Origin of the sequence: Crystallibacter degradans (genome assembly GCF_012952295.1) — a bacterium.
Classification (GTDB): domain Bacteria; phylum Actinomycetota; class Actinomycetes; order Actinomycetales; family Micrococcaceae; genus Crystallibacter; species Crystallibacter degradans.
The window spans coordinates 70,496-87,793 of record NZ_JABBCH010000001.1; the positions used below are offsets into that span (position 1 = coordinate 70,496).

Here is a 17,298-nt window from a genome sequence, read left to right on the forward strand (position 1 = left end):
TGCTCGGCCTGCTGCCTAGCGTCAAGATTGCGGGAAGGCGAGCAACAGGTAAACCGCCTGTTCACGCTCGGGTTCAGGAGCGTTTGCGGGCCGCGAAAAGCACTGCGCCGTACGCGCCGATCAGGAGCATCGCCGCGGCGATGGCGGAGAACGTAGCCGGATCGGACATGGCGAAGGCGGGGTCCAGATGCAGCAGTTGCGGTCGAATCGTACCGTCTGCTGCCACTGGCTGTGCCTCGGTCTCTGAGTCTCCGGGGCTGGCGGACTGCTGGTCGTCATCTGCCTGCGGTGTGTCGGTCTGGCTCTTGAGCGACGGAACCGGCAGGAGGTTGGTTTCCGCACGTTCGACGTCCGGAGCACTGGTTCCCGGCTGGTCAGCTTCCGGCGCTGCTGTGAAGACCGGCTCCCCGCTGGGCGCGGGAATGCAGATGCTGCCTCCGCCCTCTTCGTCAAGCTGCACGGTGTTCCTCAACCCGGTTCCGAAGGCAGCGTCCGCCACGCAGTCCAGTTGCTCAGCCGGAATGTTCGGATCCAGCTGGATACGCACATTGACCAGGTAGAGGTGGCTGTCCAGCAGTTCCAGGCTGCGGTCAGTGGCGAGCACAGCGGCAGGATCAGCTTCGGGATCAGGCCATTCGCCGCCGTCGGACGTTCCCAAGAGCATCCAACGCGCGTTCAATATGTCCACGCCGCCACCGAAATCGAGGGTGTCGGTCAGGTTGTAGGTGGCACCGGCCACCACTGACGGGTTCTCCACGGAGACCTCGTACACCACGTCCCAGACGCCTTCCCCGGCGCCGGCGACCTTGACCGGTTCGCGGACGGACTTGGTGACGTTCAGGGCCGGCGCTTCCCAGCTGCTGACGATGGAGCAGACGATGCTCTGCCCGTAGGACGGGACCACGATGGTGCCGTCCTGGTACAGGGTGCCGCTGCCGCTGTCCAGTTCGCAGGACCAGTCGCTGGCGAGGAACTCCGTGCCGCCGATGAAGCCGGCCGTTTCGGCGAGGTCATACGCGGTGCCGGCGGCCACGCTGCCTGCAATACCAGTGGCACCGGCGACGGCGGCAGCTTCGCCTCCGGCCGGGGTGGCGGAGAGCTTCCAGTCATCCGGGCGGATGCCGGCCGGCGGCTGTGGGCCGACCGCCTTGATCAGGGTGAGCTGCTGCTGGCAGTCGATGGTGTTGGTAACTGCCACATCGTTGGCGATCATCAGCTTGGTGATCCGGCCCAGGCCGTCCGAGTCGGCCACGGCGCAGCCGGTTGGAAGCGTGAGGTTGGCACCGAGCGCAAGGCGGGTGCCGGCGTCGTACGCATACACGGTGCCCCACTTGCCCGGGGCCGGCTCTCCCCCGCCGTCCGGCAGGACCAGCTCGGCCGCGAAGCCATCGGGTTGGCTGCCGCCGGCGTACACGGTGCCGTTGATGTTCCAGCTGTTGGTGGCCTTGAGGGTCACGGGCAGCGGCTGGCAGGCCTTGGCACTGAGCCCGTTCAACTGCACGGAGCTGGTCAGCCCGGTGCCGCTGCCGCTGTCGATCCGGCAGTCCAAGTGGGCGGCGCGGGTACCGGCGGGCACGCCGACCACGGCGCGCACGCTGTAGGTGTGGACGGTGTTGCCGTCCGGGCTGTGGCCGATCACCGTGCCGACCGGGGCGAGGACAGTGGTCCGGTTGGTATCGGGGCTGGCCCAGGAGCCCGACGCGGGTGCGCCGCCGGCGCGGGTCCAGGTGGCGGACTTGATGGTGACGCCGGGGCCAAAGCCGAGCGTGTCCGAGAGGCTGTAGGTGTTGTCCGAGCTGCGGGAAGTGTTGGTGACGGTGATGTCGTAGCCGATGCTCCAGCTGCCGGCCTCGCCTGGGACCGGGATGCCCGCGGTCTTCAGCAGCTGCAGGTCACCTTCCTGGTTGCTGCAGTCCAGCGCATTGGTGATGGTGAAGGAGTTGACGCCTGCTTTGAGTGCAACGGTGGCGCCGCTGTCCGGGAGCGCCTTGCCGGCGAGCGAGCGGGAGAGCAGGCGGCACTGCTGGCCGGGCGAGAAGCCCTCCTTGATGGTGACGCTTCCGCCGTCTTCGAAGCCGATGGCGGGTACGCCGAACTGCGCGCCGTTGGCGGAGGCCGGGGCCAGCATCAGGTTGGCGCTGACGCCGAGGCTGGTGACCTCTTGGTGGGTGGTGGAGCGCCCGTTGACCTGCCAGTTCACGTTGACCAGGACGTCCGCGTTCTTGATGCCGTCATTGTCATCATCGTCGTCGCGGGGCTCGGGCTTTTCGATACTATTGCCGTTGGCGTCCTCTTTGGGCGTGGGCTTGCCTTCGACAACGGTGATGTCCGGGGTCACCGCGACGGGCTTTCCGGCGCCGCCCGGGGTGCCGGGCGTATCCGGGGTGGCTTCGCCGCCGGTGTTGTCCGGGGTGTCCTGGCTGCCTTCACCGGTGTCCGTGGGCGGGGCCTCGGTTTCGGTGGGCGTGCCCGGGTCGATCTCGTCGACGGGCGGCGGGACGGGAATGTCGACGTTGCCGCCGTCCGTGGCGGGCGGGGGCGCGGTGGTTCCTCCGGTGGCCGGCGGGTCAACAGTTGCCGGCGGTTCCACTGAGGTGGGAGGCGGGCTGACGACCGGAGGCGTGGTGGTTGGCGGAGGCGTGGTCGGGACGACTTCCTCCGGCGTCGTCGTTGTTGGTGGTGGCGTTGCCGGATCCGTGGCAGGGGGCGTGGTGCCTGCCGGAGCCGGGTCCGGGGTGGGCGTCGCCGTGGTTGTTTCCGACGGGGCCGTTGTGTCCGGAGCGGTGGGCGAGGTCTGCGGCGTGGGCGATGGCGAGATGCCGGAGAGCTCCGGCGCCTGGGTGCTCAGCTCGCGGGTGGTGGAATCATCCGTGGGTTCCTTGACCGTCCTGGCGGCTCCGTGGTCATCGGCCGGAGCTGTTGCCGAAGCGGTGGCGGTGGGCGATGGCGTTGGCGTTGGTGTGGCCATCGCGGCGGCCGGCCAGCCGAGCACGAGCATGGCGAACATTACTGCCGTGGCCAGGGCTGTGCGCATTGTCGTCAGCGCGTGCCGGCCGGATTTCGCGCGGACACTTCCGCGGCTTCTGGCTGCTGCGCGCCGGCGGTGCCGGGGCACAGCGGAACTGGACCTCTCACCTCCGGTTCCCCGGAGAGGGAAATACCTCATATGCTCCCCCAAGCGGTTGTACGCAGTCACACCGGGCGGCTTCGCTGCCTTCCGGTTCCGACGTCAAACCTCTACCTCACATGCCCTGCGGAACCGCAGGGAACGGTGCGTTGGTCCTCCCCCACGAAGGGCCGCAGCGGATGGTGATGCGGTACGGTGCGCGTTCCCGCATCACGCCAACTGGTGCCGCCCCGAGCACCGCGTGCGAGTGTCCTGCTCCCCAGCAGGACCCTTTCCAATACGTCCAAGCTACCAATCGCCGCTTGTAAAAACCATAGTCGTTACCCGACTGTGCCGCGTAAGCACGCGGAAAAACAGGTTATACGATGCGTTTTACGAAGCTTTGCCGCGGGCCGGATCAGTAGCGACTGGACTTGATTAGTTGCAGACGATGTTCAGCTGGCCGGCGAGCGGCTGGCCAGTCCATACATTGGTGCTGCCGGGGACCGGATACTTGCCACGGAGCTCCCAGGTCCATGTTCCGGACAGGCCATTCTTATCCCCGACCTGTGAGTATTGGCGGCCTGATGAGGTGGCAGGGTCGCCGGTGTGAGCTACCATGCCGCCCGGCGCCTTGACAATGAATTCGTACGAAGTGGCGTGGTTGACCTTCCCGTAGTTGCCAGCAGTGATGATCAGCTGACGCGAGCCCTGCTGGTACCGGTTGCAGGTGGCCGTGACGCTTGTAGCCGAGGCCGACGGGGCAATGAGTTTGGCCGCTCCGACGGACAGCGAACCGGAAGCATGTCCGGTGAAAGCGGCGTGGGCCAAGGCGGGAACGCTGAGGAGGCTGAGTACGAGCAGCAGGACAGCGGTAAGCCGACGCCACAGAGCCGCCGAGTTTCGTCTGCTGGTGTCCGAAGCCATGTCCTGCCTTTCGCTAGTCCGTGGGAATGCCATACGGGAACGATTGGTCCGTCCTCCCCAGTCTGGCTGCCAGACCTCAAGCGCTGCCCCTATGGATGATCAGGAATGGCGCAAGGTTCCGGTGCGGTGGCGGACAACGACGATAATAAGTAGGGTTATTACTGTCCGGCCTGCCGGGTGATACACCGGCAGCAACCATCGACCGTAGGAGAAACACCATGGGTTTGGATGACAAGATCGGAAACGCCGCAGAGCGTGCAGGCGGCAAGGCCAAGGAAGCGGCCGGAAACGCCACTGACGACGAGAGCCTGCAGGCCGAGGGCAAGACGGACCAGTCCAAGGCAGACCTCAAGGACGCCGGCGAGAAGGTCAAGGACGCGTTCAAGAAAGACTGACTGAATTACTGTTGAAAAGGGGGTGCAGCCACTGTGGCTGCACCCCCTTTTCGCTGCTTAGGTTTCGCGCTTAGGCGGGCGTGGCGCCTTGGTGAGCCCCGGCGTCGTTGTTTGTCTTCGTTTCTGCTTCCGGATCCTTGCGCCAGATGGCGGCCAGGGCGCCGATGACCAGCACGACGGGAGCGCCGTACATCAGTGTGTTCAGCACTACCGGCTCGCGCAGGGTGCGGATGGCCGAGCCCAGATAGGGAACCGTGAAGGCGTGGCGGTAGACCTGCTCGCCCTGCAGCGTGGCCGTCCACGGATCCACGCCGTTGTTCGCGTCGCCCTTGGTGCGCACCGCCGTGGAGCCGCCGTCGGTGGTAATTTCGACGATCCGGTGCGTCTCCACCCGGTGATCTTCGATGGGAATGTGGTAGGTGATGATGTCGCCGACGGCGAGGTCCGCCACGTCGACGGGAGCGGTGACCACGACGTCGCCCGGGTTGATCAGCGGCGACATGGAACCGGTCAGCATGGTGGCCGTCTGGTAGCCGAGCACCCGCGGTCCGACGGCCAGCAGCAGGAAGACTGCGGCCGCCAGAACGAGAAGCAGCGTGGTGGTTACGGTCAGGACGCGGTTGAGAGCTTTGCGGACGCGGGCTGGCTGCGGCGCTTTATTTGCGCCGTGCTGTGCGGGCGGTGCTGCTGCTGAATGCGTGCTCATGGCTTTGCCTCCTTGTCGCAGATCCCTGGTGCTGGTTGTGGTTCTGGCGCTGTGGTGGAAGCTGATCCGCCCTCCCCCAAGAAGGGCGGATCAGCTTTGGTTTTGGAGGCTTACTTGGTTTCGGCCGCGCGCTGGGTGGCGTTGAAGGAGAAGGTAACCGTGCTGGCGGCGCCCTGGAATTCATTGCCGGCATCCTCGGGCAGGACAGCCGAGACCTTCAGGTTGTCCTCCTGGCCCGGAGTGAGCGACTGCACATTGGCGAGCTCGCCGCCGACCATAATCACCGGACTGGCAGCAAGGACGGTTTCGACGGTTCCGCCGCAGGTGTACGGTGCCGAGGTGCCGCTCCAGGCTGTGGAGCAGCGCTCGATAGAAACCTGCAGGCCGTTGACCGTGTCCGCTGTCAGTGGCGACGATGCGGCAACCGACGTGGTGAGGTAGATGCTGTCCAGAGATGAGGTTCCGTTGTTCTTCAGGGTGACAACGCGCTCGATGGCATCGCCGGGCAGGACATCGGTTGCCATGACGTCGAAACCCTTGCCGGAGCCAGCACCCAGAGCGATGTCGACCGTACCGGCTGCCACTTTCTGATCTGCGGCAGTGGTATCGGTAAACGCGCCATAGGTACCGAGGCCGGCGACCCCTGCCGCCGTGGCGACGAGGGCGGCGGAGGCGAGGAGCTTACCGGAGGTGGTCTTCATGCTGATGCCCATGATGTTTCCCGTTCGTGATCCCGGACCGTCGAGGTCCTGCCAAAGTTTTCTCAGCCCCGCGGGCTGATATGACTACTTTGGCTGCCGGACCTCAAGGAATAAGCGGAACTTCACGCAGCATTGGTACAGAGTTCGCTCAAGGTTGGGACCGTGCTCAAAATTGGCTCAAGCCGGGCGCAGTGGCTTGCCAAACACCGAAGGCGACGTCCGCCGTCGTACGTCTTATAAGTCTGCTTACTATTGTCGGACAGACATCCCGATCAAGCAGTCCAGCAGGAGGACACCATGAACCAGCCCAAGCAGCAGCAGGACGTACCCGGCATCCAGTCCGAGATGACACCGGTCCCCGACTGCGGTGAAGAAAGCTACCGCGGTATGGACAAGCTCAAGGGCAAGGCCGCGGTCATCACCGGCGGCGACAGCGGGATTGGCCGGGCCGTGGCCATCGCGTTTGCCCGGGAAGGTGCCGATGTCCTGATCTCCTACCTCAGCGAGGACGAGGATGCCCGCGACACGGCCCGGCTCGTGGAGGAAGCCGGGCGGAAAGCGGTTCTGGTGGCCGGCGACCTGGATACGGCCGAGCACTGCCGGAAAGTCATCGACACCGCCGTGCAGGAGTTCGGCAAGATCGACATCCTGGTCAACAATGCCGCGTTCCAGATGACCCACGAGACGATCGAGGAAATCAGCGACGAGGAGTGGGAACACACGTTCAAGGTGAACATCAACGCGATGTTCTACCTGGTCAAGGCGGCGCTCCCCCACATGGCTCCGGGCTCGTCGATCATCGGCAGCTCCTCGGTCAACTCGGACATGCCGAACCCCACGCTGGCGCCCTATGCCGCCACCAAGGCGGCCATCGCTAACTTCTCCGCCAGCCTGGCGCAGCTCCTGGGTGAAAAGGGCATCCGGGTCAACAGCGTCGCCCCGGGGCCGATCTGGACTCCGCTGATCCCCTCGACCATGCCGCCCGAGAAGGTGGAATCCTTCGGAAGCAATACACCGTTGGGCCGCGCCGGGCAGCCTGCCGAACTGGCGCCGACCTATGTCCTGCTCGCCTCCGACGACGGCAGCTACATCTCCGGTGCACGCATCGCGGTCACCGGCGGGCGACCAATTCTGTAGCAAAGCGAAAAAACAGACCGGTCTGTCTTGCATCAAGTTAGTAAGCATGCTTTGCTTCGAAGTACGGAAAAGAAAGCATGCTTACGAGAAAGGCGAACCCCCATGAAGCCTGTAGTACGGGACAATTTTGGCGCCTCACAATTCGATGCCTACATTGACGGAGCTGTGGTTGCCTCCCTGCATTACCGCATCCACAAGGGCGAAATCTGGATGCTTTTTACCGATGTTCCCGGTGGACGCATCGGTAAGGCGCTGGCGTCCAGCCTGATCCACACCGCCCTGTCCGACGCCCAGCGCAGGCGCCTGGCGGTCCGGCCGTTCTGCCCCAAAGTCCGGCACATGATCGCGGCGTTGCCCAACTACCTGATGCTGGTCCCGCACGAGGAACGGCTGCGTCTGCACTCGTCGCTCATCGCCGACAAGCAGGAAGCCGAACGCCAGCAGCAGCTGGCCCGGGTGCAGGAACAGCGGAACGCCCGGCGCCGGTCTGTCCGCCAGGCCCAGCCGGCCGCTGCCTGAGGACTGCATGAGCAGCCACGTCAGCAGGCAGGACCAAACCTCGCAGGGTGCACGGGCTTGGCAGGACGGATTAGGCCGCGCGGGCAGCCGCGCGGCCCAAATCCTGCTCATTCTGACGCTGGTGGCCGTATCAATCTATGGGTTGCTGCAGATCCGACTCCTGGTCATCCCGGTGATGATTGCGCTGATCCTGGCCGCGGCAATCGGCCCGTTTGTGAACTTCCTGCGCCGGAAAGGCGTGCCGGGAGCATTGGCGACGGTGATCGCGTTCCTGAGCCTGCTGGTGCTGCTGGCCGCGACAACGACCGTGATTGTGGTGGCGGTCCGGAACGAATGGGACGAACTGGTCGCCGCCACCACCTCGGGTCTCGACGAGTTGCAGGCCTTCCTGCTGACCGGTCCGCTGCCGATCGATCAGGCACAAATCAACGAGGCACGCGAAGCGCTGATCGATTTCGCCACCAGCACCCAGGTCCGCTCCGGTGCCCTGACCGGGCTCTCTGTGGTCACCGAGTTCATCGCGGGCACCACGCTGATGGTGGTGGTCCTGTTCTTCTTCCTCAAGGACGGGCAGAAGATCTGGAACTTTTTCATGCGCCCGTTCAGCGGCCGGCGCGAAGCCAAGCTGCGCCGGGCTGGCGCCCGCACGCTTGAGGTACTCGGCGGCTACGTCCGCGGTACGGCCATCATCGCACTGGTGGATGCGACGGCGATCGGCGTCTCCCTGCTGATCCTGCAGGTTCCGCTGGCCATCCCGCTGGCGATGATCGTCTTCCTCGGCGCGTTCATCCCGCTGGTGGGCGCCACCGTGGCTGGCATCCTCGCGGCCCTGGTGGCGCTGGTGGCGAACGGACCCGTGGTCGCGCTGATCGTCGTCATCATTGTGATTGCGGTGAACCAGCTGGAGGGCGATCTGCTGCAGCCGGTCGTGATGGGCAACGCCCTCAGCCTGCACGCGCTGGTCATCCTGTTCGCGCTGACGGCCGGCACCATCCTCGCCGGCATTGTCGGCGCGGTGCTCTCGGTGCCGCTGGCCGCCGTCGTCTGGGCCGTGCTGCAGGTGTGGAGCGCGGAGGATCCCCGCGTTGAAGACTTGAATCCGGACCTGCCGCCGGCGGGGTCCGAGCCGACATGATCCCGCTGTGGCTGCAGGCGCTGATCTGGGGAACGGTCGGCGGTGCGGCGTTGGTGGTTGGCTCCGCCGTATCTTGGACGTGGCGGATTCCGGACAGGGTTGTCTCCACGATCATGGCCTTCGGCGCCGGGGTGCTGATCGCCGCGCTGGCCTTCGAGCTTGTGGACGAGGCCGCCGAGACCGGCGGTCTCTGGCCCACCGCCGGCGGCTTCCTCGCTGGTGCAGTGCTGTTCGCTGGAGCCAACCTGCTGCTGGCGCGGCGGGGAGCCAAGCACCGCAAGCGCTCCGGCGAACAGCAGCCCAATGAAAACGAAAAGCCCGGCAGCGGCACGGCCATCGCCGTCGGCGCCCTGCTGGACGGAATTCCCGAATCCCTGGTCCTCGGGCTGGGCATGGTGGCCGCGGGGTCCGTCAGCCCGGCCATGCTGGCGGCGGTCTTCATCTCCAATGTGCCCGAAGGCCTCTCCAGCTCGGCCGGCATGAAGAAGGCTGGACGCAGCGCCGGCTACATCTTCGGTGTCTGGGGCGGCATCGCTATCCTGTGCGGTGTGGCTTCGCTGCTGGGGTTCGCGCTGCTGCAGGGAGCGCCCGAGGAACTGATCGCCTTCATCACCGCGCTGGCGGCCGGGGCGATCCTGGCGATGGTCGCCGACACGATGATTCCCGAGGCCTTCGAACAGCACCACATCCTGACCGGCCTCACGGCGTCGTTCGGCTTTGTCATCGCTTTCGCCATCCACACCGCGGGAAGCTGAGACCGCGCCGTGATGATTCCGTTGCCTCACGGGGCAGACAGATTACGGAAGGGTTGCAGGCCCCAATGGCCCCTGTCACCCAGAATCCATGAGCCGTAGGATTGATGTTGTCGCCGGCAACGAAGCCGGCCGAATTAAGGAGCCACCGAATGCGTCGAGGACCTGGTCTGCCTACGTCCCGGGAAAAATCAGTATGACTTCAATAGAAGCATTCTCGTCAGAAGGCCTGCGGTGGCGCGGTTGCACGGGGAACTCCGCTCCCGCCTCTGAGTCGTCGGCGCTTTGTCCCGAGGACGCCGATCTGGCCCGGACCATCGCCGAACATGTCCACTGCGGGGAACCGATGCAGTTGGTCAACGCCGCCGATCTCCCCATCACGGCACCCCTCATGATTCTGACCGCCGAAACGGTCCTGCCTGAAGCGGCGGAAACAACCGTCCGCACCTACCGCTGCAGCTGCGGCTTCACCCTCGACTCCGAACTCTGAGTCAAGACCGGCGAGCGCTGGGCTGGATGTAGCTGAGCCCGCCACTCATATCCGGAGCAGTGCCGTTTCATAGCTGGAACATAGCTCCGCTTCCTACCGTGGATCCCAAGAGCACATAACGCATCGAGGGAGTGGTTGATCATGACCGGCGCGGCAGACAAAGGCCTCCGCAGGAACGCAGTTCCCGTTACGCTCGTCATCCGGGCCTGGCAGGAAACGGGCAGCAATGGTTTCCGGGCGCGCATCATTCGTGGCCCACGCCGGGCCCGGCGTCCTGCGATCGAAACAACTACCGATCCCGAGCAGGTAATGAAGATGGCCCGCGAGTGGCTGACCGGCCTGCAGAATCTGCGGTGAACACCTCCAGTGCCGGGAGCTGAGGGGCCGGCAAAAACTTTCTCGAAGAAATCCAATCCATGATGCGGGTCACTCCGAAGACCTTGTATGCGCCCCACAACCGGGGCGTTGGCAACCCGCATTCTGGAGGATCCTTTCGTGAACAAGAAGATGCGTTTGATGACCATTCCCGCCCTGGCCCTCGGCGCCGTCGCCTTGGCCGGCTCCCCCGCCATGGCCCACGGCGATTCCGACCACTATCAGGCCAACCTCGGCGCGCTGAACGGCAGCAGCGCCAGCGGCACCGTCATGGTCGATGTCACCGGCAATCAAGCCCACGTCAAGATGGACGTTTCCGGCCTGGCCGAAACCTTCAACGACGCCGCCTACCCGCACGTCCAGCACATCCACATCGCCGCCCAGGGCACCTGCCCCGGTCCGGAAGCAGATACCGACGGCGACGGCGTGGTCTCGACCACCGAAGGCCACCCCTTCTACGGCCACATTGGAACCACGCTGGCTACCTCGGGCGACACCAGCCCCGATGCCGGCCTGACCCTCGAGGTCGGCGGCCAGGGCGGCGCCTACACCTACGACCGCACGTTCGAGCTCAACGCTGACACCGCCGCCGCGCTCGAGGCGGGGACCGCCGTCGTCGTTGTCCATGGCCTGGATCCGGCAACCCTGAGCCCGGAGGCCCAGGAGAAGATGAGCGACCTCGTTCCGGAGCTGCCGCTGGCCGCGACCTCGCCGGCAGCCTGCGGCACGCTCGCCGCCTCCCAGATGGGCGCCATGCCCGACGGCGCCCCGGACACGGGCGTGGAAGTGACGGAGAACAACACCACCGAGATGCTCGCCCTCGGCGGCGGCCTGGTGCTGGCCGCGGCGGCAGGCGGAACGTGGGTTGTCCGCCGCAGCATGGCAGCCAAGTCCTAGGCACGGCAGGACAGCACACCAGCCATGACGATTGGTAGAAAAGGCCGCCGCGGACCAGCACTGCTGACCGCGGCGGCCGCCCTGCTCCTGACCGCCTGCGGCACCTCGCCGCCCTCGACGGCGCCCTCCCCCTCTTCCGCCGCCGCGCCGAGCTCCCCGTCCGTCTCCACATCCCGCCCTGCGACGGCTTCAAGCTCCGCCCCAGCCCCCACTGCCGGGCCGAGCGAGGCAAGCAAGCCGGCCGCCGTGCCCGCAGCCGCGCCCGTTTCGATGGAGATCGAGAAGATCGGGGTCTCCTCGGAGCTGCTCCACCTGGGCTTGCAGGAAAACGGCACTTTGGAGGTGCCGCCGGAGGATGCCGGTGCCCCGGCCGGTTGGTACAACGGCTCCCCAGCGCCTGGCGATCCCGGGCCGGCCGTGCTGCTGGGTCACGTGAACTCGCTCAGCCAGACCCCGGGCGTCTTCGCCCGGCTGCCGGAGCTGGCCAAGGGCGACAGCATCCGCATTGAGCGCGAGGACGGCACCAGCGTTGTCTTCACCGTGGACCGGGGCGAGCAATACCAGAAGAACCAGTTCCCCACGCTCGAGGTCTACGGCAACACCGAGGGACCGGAACTGCGCCTGATTACCTGCGACGGCTACAACCCGGACACCGGCATCTTCGAGGACAACTACGTCGTCTACGCCTCGCTCGCTGAGTAGGTGTTTAAGACAAATCCAGCCACCAGGCACACACTGCAAATCAGTTTGATGAAACGTATCCCCAAATCCTTGAAAGCCCCATAGAATAACTCCGATCGGGATCGCCCGATCATCTTTTATGTTGGGGAAAGGAGACACAGTTGTCTCACACTGTTGTCCCGGCTTCTGCGCGCCTGAATCGCGCCAAGTCGGGCACTATTTTTATCGGCGTCGCCGCCCTGGTAGCCGGGCTCTTCGCCGGTCCCGCGGCTTACGCATCACCTGAAGGAACCGGTACCGAAACCGCTTCCGAATCCACCGCCGCTCGGGTGGAAGCACCGGCCGAGGTTCCGGTTGAGGCGCCTGCCGAAGTTATCGTGGAGGGACCAGCTGAGCCGGCCGTGGAGCCGCCGCCTGGAACCGCCGTCGAGACTATCGTTGAACCCCCTGTCGAATCACCGGCACCGCAGGAAGTTGAAGCCGCGGCTCCGATCAACACTGCCTCGCCGGTCCTGAGCGGCAATGCCGTGGTCGGCAGCACCGTCACCGGCACCATCGGGGAATGGCAGAACGCCGACACCTTTACGTTGACGTGGACGCTGGACGGCGAGCGCCATGCCGGATTCTCGTCGCTGCCGCTGGCACAGACGGTGCCGAACAAGCTCCCGCTGACGGCCGATCTGGCCGGCAAGCAACTCCAGCTGACGGTGGAGGCCACAAACTCGGCCAGCGGCGACAGCGCCACAGTGTCCCTGCCGGCGGTTACCATCAAGCCGGGGATCTTCTCGTCCTCGGCCAAGGCAACCGTCAGCGGCCGTGCTGTCGCCGGACAGGTGCTCACCACTTCCGTCTCCGGAGCTGTCAGCCCCGGTGGTTATGCGCTGGGCTACCAGTGGTACCGCGGCTCGGCCGCCATCACGGGCGCAAAGTCCACCAAGTACACCGTGACTGCGGCCGACATCGGCAAGCCGGTCTCGGTCAAGGTATCCGTCAGCAAGGCCGGCTACACCACCATTGTGCTGGCTCCTGCTGCTCTCACGGCCGCCGCGGCGACGTTTACTGCCGCTCCCGCACCCGCCATCAGCGGCACGGCCAAGGTCGGCTCGAAATTGACCGCGAGCCCCGGTACCTGGTCGCCCGGCGGAGCCACGCTCGCCTACCAGTGGTACCGCGGCAGCACGGCGATTAAGGGCGCCACCGGCAGGTCCTACACTGCGACGGCGGCGGACAACGGCAAGTACGTCAAGGTGCGCGTGCGCGCCTCCAAGTCCGGCTACAAGACGGTGGACAAGTACTCTGCCGCCAAGAAGGTCGCGGCGGGATCCATCTACGCCAGCAAATGGCCGACCGTTTCCGGCAGCGCCCGCTACGGCCAGACAGTGAAGATCTCCCACGGCTGGACCTCAGGCTCCTCGTTCAAGTACCAGTGGTACAAGAATGGCAAGGCCATCAAGGGCGGCACCAAGCACTACCTGTATCTGGGCTCGGGCTACATCGGTTCCAAGGTCAGCGTCAAGGTAACGGTCTCCAAGCCCGGCTACACTACCCGGACCGCCACGGCGAAAGCTGTCACTGTTGCCAAGGCCCTGATCACTACCAAGGCGGTGCCCAAGATCAGCGGCACCAAGAAGGCCGGTCACACTCTGACAGCCAGCGCCGGGTCCTACTCCCCGAAGCCCGCGTCCTACGGCTACCAGTGGTACCGCAACGGCAAGGCCATTTCCGGTGCGAAGTACCGCACTTACAAGCTGACGTCCTCGGACAACGGCAAGAAGATCACGGTCAAGGTTTCGGCGCGGAAGACCAACTACTACACGCGTGCGGCAACGAGCGCCGCGGTCAGCATTCCGCTGCCGCCGCGTACAGTGATCAGCCACGACGGCATCTACCGCGTCGGATCCTCGTTGAAGCCGGGGCTGTACAAGGCCACCGGAACGGGCGACAGCTGCTACTGGGAGACCTTGTCCGGCTTCTCGGGCGACTTCGATGAGATCAATGCGAACTACTTCGGCTCTGCCCGCACGTATGTCCAGATCACGTCCTCCGACGTCGGTTTCGATACGTCCGGTTGCGGCAAATGGACAACCGCTCCGACAACCGGCGCCAACGCATCGAAGATCACTGCCGACGGAACGTACCGTGTCGGTGTCGATATCAAGCCGGGCACCTACTATGGCTACAGCTCAGGCAACTTCTGCTACTGGGAAACCTTGAGCGGCTTCACCGAAAGTTTCGATGATTTGATCGACAATTACTTCGGTTCCGCTCGGATCGTGGTCACCATCCCGGCCTCGGCCAAAGGCTTCACCGTTTCAGACTGTGGAACGCTGACCCGCAAGTAAGCGCTTCTCACGGCAAAGGCCGGGCCGGTCTCTCCAGGGAGGCGGCCCGGCCTTTTGCTGCCCAGAAGCCGTGGCTCAGCCGCCCCCGCCGTCGTCGTTAGTCGTGGTTCGCGTCCGGCAACCAATGCTTCCGTTCATCGCTGACGGGCGGGACCTCTTGGACCTCGGCGGAACCTGGGTCGTGTGGCCCGCCGGGCTGACCGCAGCCGCGTCGGCGCCCTGGTTCCTCCGCCCGCATCTGACGGAGACGGCAGGAGTGGAAGCCCTGCCCCTGCCGGGACGATCTTCCGCCTAGCCCTGCGCGAAGCCGCCAAACCGGAAGCGGAGCGACGGGGCCGTGCAACGGGTCTGTCTTCCCTTAGATTGGGTCCGAACACCAGCACCACAAAAGGCGTGAGAATCAGTACGAAGACGATGACGAAAAGGGTGAATTCCATGGCGCGCTCCTACCCGTGGATTCAGAATAGACGCCAAATAACCGGCACACAATGGGCTGGTTCGCAGGGCTATTTGCAGGCCCAGGAACCGTGGTCACGGGCTTACTTTCGTCCTACGGGATAAGCGGGCTCGCAGTCCGAACGGAGGAGCCGACGTCGAGGATCCCGCGGGCAGTTGCGGCCGCATCCTTCTGCTCGGTAATCAGAGAGGCATGCGTTGCGCCGTCGATGACACGGTGCAGGCTGTTGGTCGAGAGGGAGGCAAGGGCTTCCTGCGAAGCCGTCCATCCCGGCCCACTCCCACTGCCTGCCATCAGCACAACCAACGGCTTATCGGTGAAATCCCTCAGCGCGGCAGCCTCTTGCACCGAGGATCCCGCCTGGAGGTACTCATCCACCGTGCTGCGTAAGTGGCTTGGTTCCACGCCGAGCAACCGGCCGACGCCAAGGCGAGATGCGCTCGAGACCAGTGCGGAGATTCGGCTGGCCGTTTCATCGGAGTCCGAGCGTGTGGACTGTGCTGATTCCATGGCTGGGGCCGGCGCCGTCGAATCCACGAGGACCAGGCCGGCTACATCCTCCGGATACTTGGCAGCGAAAGTCAGTGCGTAGAGACCGCCGAACGAATGCCCCGCCAGCACATAAGGTCCTGTCTCTTTCGCGCGCTGCAGCAACGTGTGAAGATCGGTCGCAATCTGCGCGCCGTCCTGCTGGGTCTTCGCCGGGTCGCTCCACCCTCGCCCTGCCCGGTCGTAGATGCAGACCCGGGTGTCATGGGCAACGGACGGTGCTACCCACACGAGGTCGGAGGACATGAGGCCTGCGCCCGGCTCCAGCACGACGGTAGGACTGCCCGAGCCGGTGCAGTTCAGGTACAGGCGGTGTCCGCCGACGTCGATCAGCTGACCCTGCACTGGAGCGGCCGCTGCATCCGCCGCTCCGCGCACGGTTTCGTAACCGCTGCCCAGCGAAGCCAGAACCAGCATCGCGATCACGGGGTAGAGCAGGAAGCGCCCGCTCCGGCTACGGAGTTGCCGATTCGCCCGGACGATCATCCAGACCGCTAACACCAGCAAGGCGGGAGGCCACGCCCAGGCGAGTACCTCGTGCAGTGGAGAGCCGAACGCCAGCAGAAGGGAACCGCCCCATCCCATAAAGATTGCCGGAACAACGGCCCATTTCTGCGGCTGATCAGTGAACCTCACCGACAGTGCAGCGAGCATGGCCCATCCCAGCGCAAGCCCCAGCAGGAGGGCTCCGGCCACGCCGCTCTCGGTCGCCGGAATAAACGGGGCTACGGCCAACAGCGGTGCTGCGAGGACCCCGGTAGCCAGGGAACCGGCCACGATCCAACCGATGTGTCCCTTCCGCGCCGGACCAGGTCCGGGCGGACGGCCCCGGCCCTTGGATGTGGGACTTGTGGGGGCGGCAGCCGTCGGTTCCTGTTCCGCCGAAATGAGTTTCATGCGCTAATGCTGTCATTCACCGGCAGCGGGAATAGATGGCAAAAATGACCTGTATGGAAAGGATTCTGCCCCGGCGCCTCAATGAGTACAGTGGGCATATGTACCGAGTCGTCGCGCTGGCACTACCGGATGTGGTCGCTTTCGACCTTGCCATTCCAGCGCAGGTTTTCGGCCACGAGGATGAACGGGAGCGGTACTCCTTCCGGGTCTGCGCCGGCGAGCCTGGCCTGGTGCCGACAACCTCCGGGTATTCCATCCTGGCGCCGGATGGCTTGGACGCCCTTCTGTCCGCGGATACAGTCGTCGTGCCCGGCTACGCCCCGCTCAACGATCCGCCCGCCGAGGTTTGCGACGCACTGCGGCAGGCAGCAGTCAACGGATCCCGCATGGTGTCGGTGTGCACTGGCGCCTTCGCTCTCGCTGCTGCAGGTCTCTTGGACGGCAAGCGGGCGACCACCCACTGGAAAAACGCCGAACGCCTGCGCACCCTGTACCCGGGCGTCGCCGTCGACGCAGACGTCCTGTACATCGACCACGGCAGCGTCAGCACCAGCGCCGGGGTGGCGGCAGGCATAGACCTATGTCTGCATCTGGTCCGCAAGGACTATGGAACTGAGGCGGCTAACAGCATTGCGCGGCGGATGCTTGTGGCCCCGCACCGGGAAGGAGGCCAGGCCCAGTTCATCGAACGTGCGATCGCCGCACCTTTGACCCGCTTCGCCGACACCTGCGCCTGGGCAAGACAAAACCTGGCTGCACCGCTCACGGTCGAGGACATGGCCGCCCATGCCGGGTGGGCATCCGGGAGCTTCACACGAAAATTTACGGCCGAAGCAGGAATGACACCTTTGAGATGGCTAAACGATCAGCGCATAGCCGAAGCATGTCGGCTCCTGGAAACCACCGATCTGCCGGTGCAGGCGGTTGCCTTTAGGACCGGCCTGGGAACGACAGCAAACTTCCGGCTCCACTTCGCCCGGAAGTTTAACACCACACCGTCAACTTACCGCCGCCTTTACCAAGGCAGGAACCGGCAAGCTGCGCCAGCCTGAACCTCGTAGAAAGCTCCCCTCCTCCTCGGCCGCGAGGAGCAACTTACTGGCCCACTCAATGCATTTTGTGGCCTTGGCCCGGGTCAGGCTCTTGACGTTGTAACCGGCCTTTGTCGGCGTGGTTTTCCGCCTTGGAGTGCCGTCCGAGCGCGATCAGGCAGAAGGTATTTGAGGCGGCGA

The 17,298-nt window shown here is 65.1% G+C and carries 16 protein-coding genes; 11 read left to right on the top strand and 5 right to left on the bottom strand.

Features of this window, described 5'->3' with window-relative positions; translation table 11 throughout:
- Nucleotides 1-73: 73 nt before the first annotated feature.
- Both HGO92_RS00280 and HGO92_RS00285 read right to left on the bottom strand, forming a co-directional pair.
- A complete protein-coding gene (locus tag HGO92_RS00280) occupies nt 74-3,034 on the bottom strand; it encodes a hypothetical protein (RefSeq protein WP_169990903.1) in 2,961 nt (986 codons plus the stop codon).
- A 510-nt stretch (nt 3,035-3,544) separates the two neighbouring features.
- A complete protein-coding gene (locus tag HGO92_RS00285) occupies nt 3,545-4,033 on the bottom strand; it encodes a hypothetical protein (RefSeq protein ID WP_169990905.1) in 489 nt (162 codons plus the stop codon).
- Nucleotides 4,034-4,251: 218 nt separating this feature from the next.
- Here HGO92_RS00285 and HGO92_RS00290 point away from each other — a divergent pair, with 218 nt between their 5' ends.
- Nucleotides 4,252-4,428, top strand: coding sequence for a CsbD family protein (locus HGO92_RS00290; protein WP_169990907.1), 177 nt, complete (start codon nt 4,252-4,254; stop codon nt 4,426-4,428).
- 70 nt (nt 4,429-4,498) lie between these two features.
- On the opposite strand, the gene HGO92_RS00295 is transcribed toward HGO92_RS00290, so the two are convergent.
- Nucleotides 4,499-5,134 (bottom strand): signal peptidase I, encoded by a 636-nt coding sequence (locus tag HGO92_RS00295; protein WP_169990909.1) that lies wholly within the window; start codon nt 5,132-5,134, stop codon nt 4,499-4,501.
- Between the two features lie 110 nt (nt 5,135-5,244).
- Nucleotides 5,245-5,847, bottom strand: a complete 603-nt coding sequence (locus tag HGO92_RS00300; protein WP_169990911.1) for a TasA family protein — start codon at nt 5,845-5,847, stop codon at nt 5,245-5,247.
- Nucleotides 5,848-6,132: 285 nt separating this feature from the next.
- On the opposite strand from HGO92_RS00300, the gene HGO92_RS00305 reads away from it, so the two are divergent.
- The 9 genes from HGO92_RS00305 (at nt 6,133) to HGO92_RS00345 (ending at nt 14,163) form a co-directional block, all read left to right on the top strand.
- Complete coding sequence (locus tag HGO92_RS00305; RefSeq protein WP_169990913.1) at nt 6,133-6,972, top strand: glucose 1-dehydrogenase; 840 nt, start codon at nt 6,133-6,135, stop codon at nt 6,970-6,972.
- A gap of 102 nt (nt 6,973-7,074) precedes the next feature.
- The gene (locus HGO92_RS00310; RefSeq protein ID WP_169990915.1) at nt 7,075-7,491 is read left to right on the top strand and encodes a GNAT family N-acetyltransferase; all 417 of its coding nucleotides are present in this window, start codon (nt 7,075-7,077) and stop codon (nt 7,489-7,491) included.
- A 7-nt stretch (nt 7,492-7,498) separates the two neighbouring features.
- On the top strand, nt 7,499-8,626 hold the full coding sequence (locus HGO92_RS00315; RefSeq protein WP_169990917.1) for an AI-2E family transporter: 1,128 nt from the start codon (nt 7,499-7,501) through the stop codon (nt 8,624-8,626).
- The gene (locus tag HGO92_RS00320) at nt 8,626-9,381 is read left to right on the top strand and encodes a ZIP family metal transporter (RefSeq protein ID WP_169991913.1); all 756 of its coding nucleotides are present in this window, start codon (nt 8,626-8,628) and stop codon (nt 9,379-9,381) included. The genes HGO92_RS00315 and HGO92_RS00320 overlap by 1 nt, the downstream gene beginning before the upstream one ends.
- Before the next feature lie 193 nt (nt 9,382-9,574).
- Nucleotides 9,575-9,868 (top strand): hypothetical protein, encoded by a 294-nt coding sequence (locus HGO92_RS00325; RefSeq protein WP_169990919.1) that lies wholly within the window; start codon nt 9,575-9,577, stop codon nt 9,866-9,868.
- A 141-nt stretch (nt 9,869-10,009) separates the two neighbouring features.
- Nucleotides 10,010-10,225 carry a hypothetical protein gene (locus tag HGO92_RS00330; RefSeq protein WP_169990921.1) on the top strand — a complete coding sequence of 72 codons (216 nt, stop codon included), beginning with the start codon at nt 10,010-10,012 and terminating at the stop codon, nt 10,223-10,225.
- Between the two features lie 138 nt (nt 10,226-10,363).
- On the top strand, nt 10,364-11,140 hold the full coding sequence (locus HGO92_RS00335; RefSeq protein ID WP_346768792.1) for a GVDTG sorting domain-containing protein: 777 nt from the start codon (nt 10,364-10,366) through the stop codon (nt 11,138-11,140).
- Between the two features lie 24 nt (nt 11,141-11,164).
- Nucleotides 11,165-11,842 (top strand): class F sortase, encoded by a 678-nt coding sequence (locus tag HGO92_RS00340; protein ID WP_169990923.1) that lies wholly within the window; start codon nt 11,165-11,167, stop codon nt 11,840-11,842.
- Between the two features lie 140 nt (nt 11,843-11,982).
- Complete coding sequence (locus HGO92_RS00345) at nt 11,983-14,163, top strand: Rv1352/Rv1906c domain-containing protein (RefSeq protein ID WP_169990925.1); 2,181 nt, start codon at nt 11,983-11,985, stop codon at nt 14,161-14,163.
- A 550-nt stretch (nt 14,164-14,713) separates the two neighbouring features.
- Here HGO92_RS00345 and HGO92_RS00350 read toward each other — a convergent pair.
- Nucleotides 14,714-16,066 carry an alpha/beta fold hydrolase gene (locus tag HGO92_RS00350; RefSeq protein ID WP_169990927.1) on the bottom strand — a complete coding sequence of 451 codons (1,353 nt, stop codon included), beginning with the start codon at nt 16,064-16,066 and terminating at the stop codon, nt 14,714-14,716.
- A 98-nt stretch (nt 16,067-16,164) separates the two neighbouring features.
- On the opposite strand from HGO92_RS00350, the gene HGO92_RS00355 reads away from it, so the two are divergent.
- Nucleotides 16,165-17,118 carry a GlxA family transcriptional regulator gene (locus HGO92_RS00355; protein ID WP_169990929.1) on the top strand — a complete coding sequence of 318 codons (954 nt, stop codon included), beginning with the start codon at nt 16,165-16,167 and terminating at the stop codon, nt 17,116-17,118.
- The last annotated feature ends 180 nt before the right edge of the window (nt 17,119-17,298 follow it).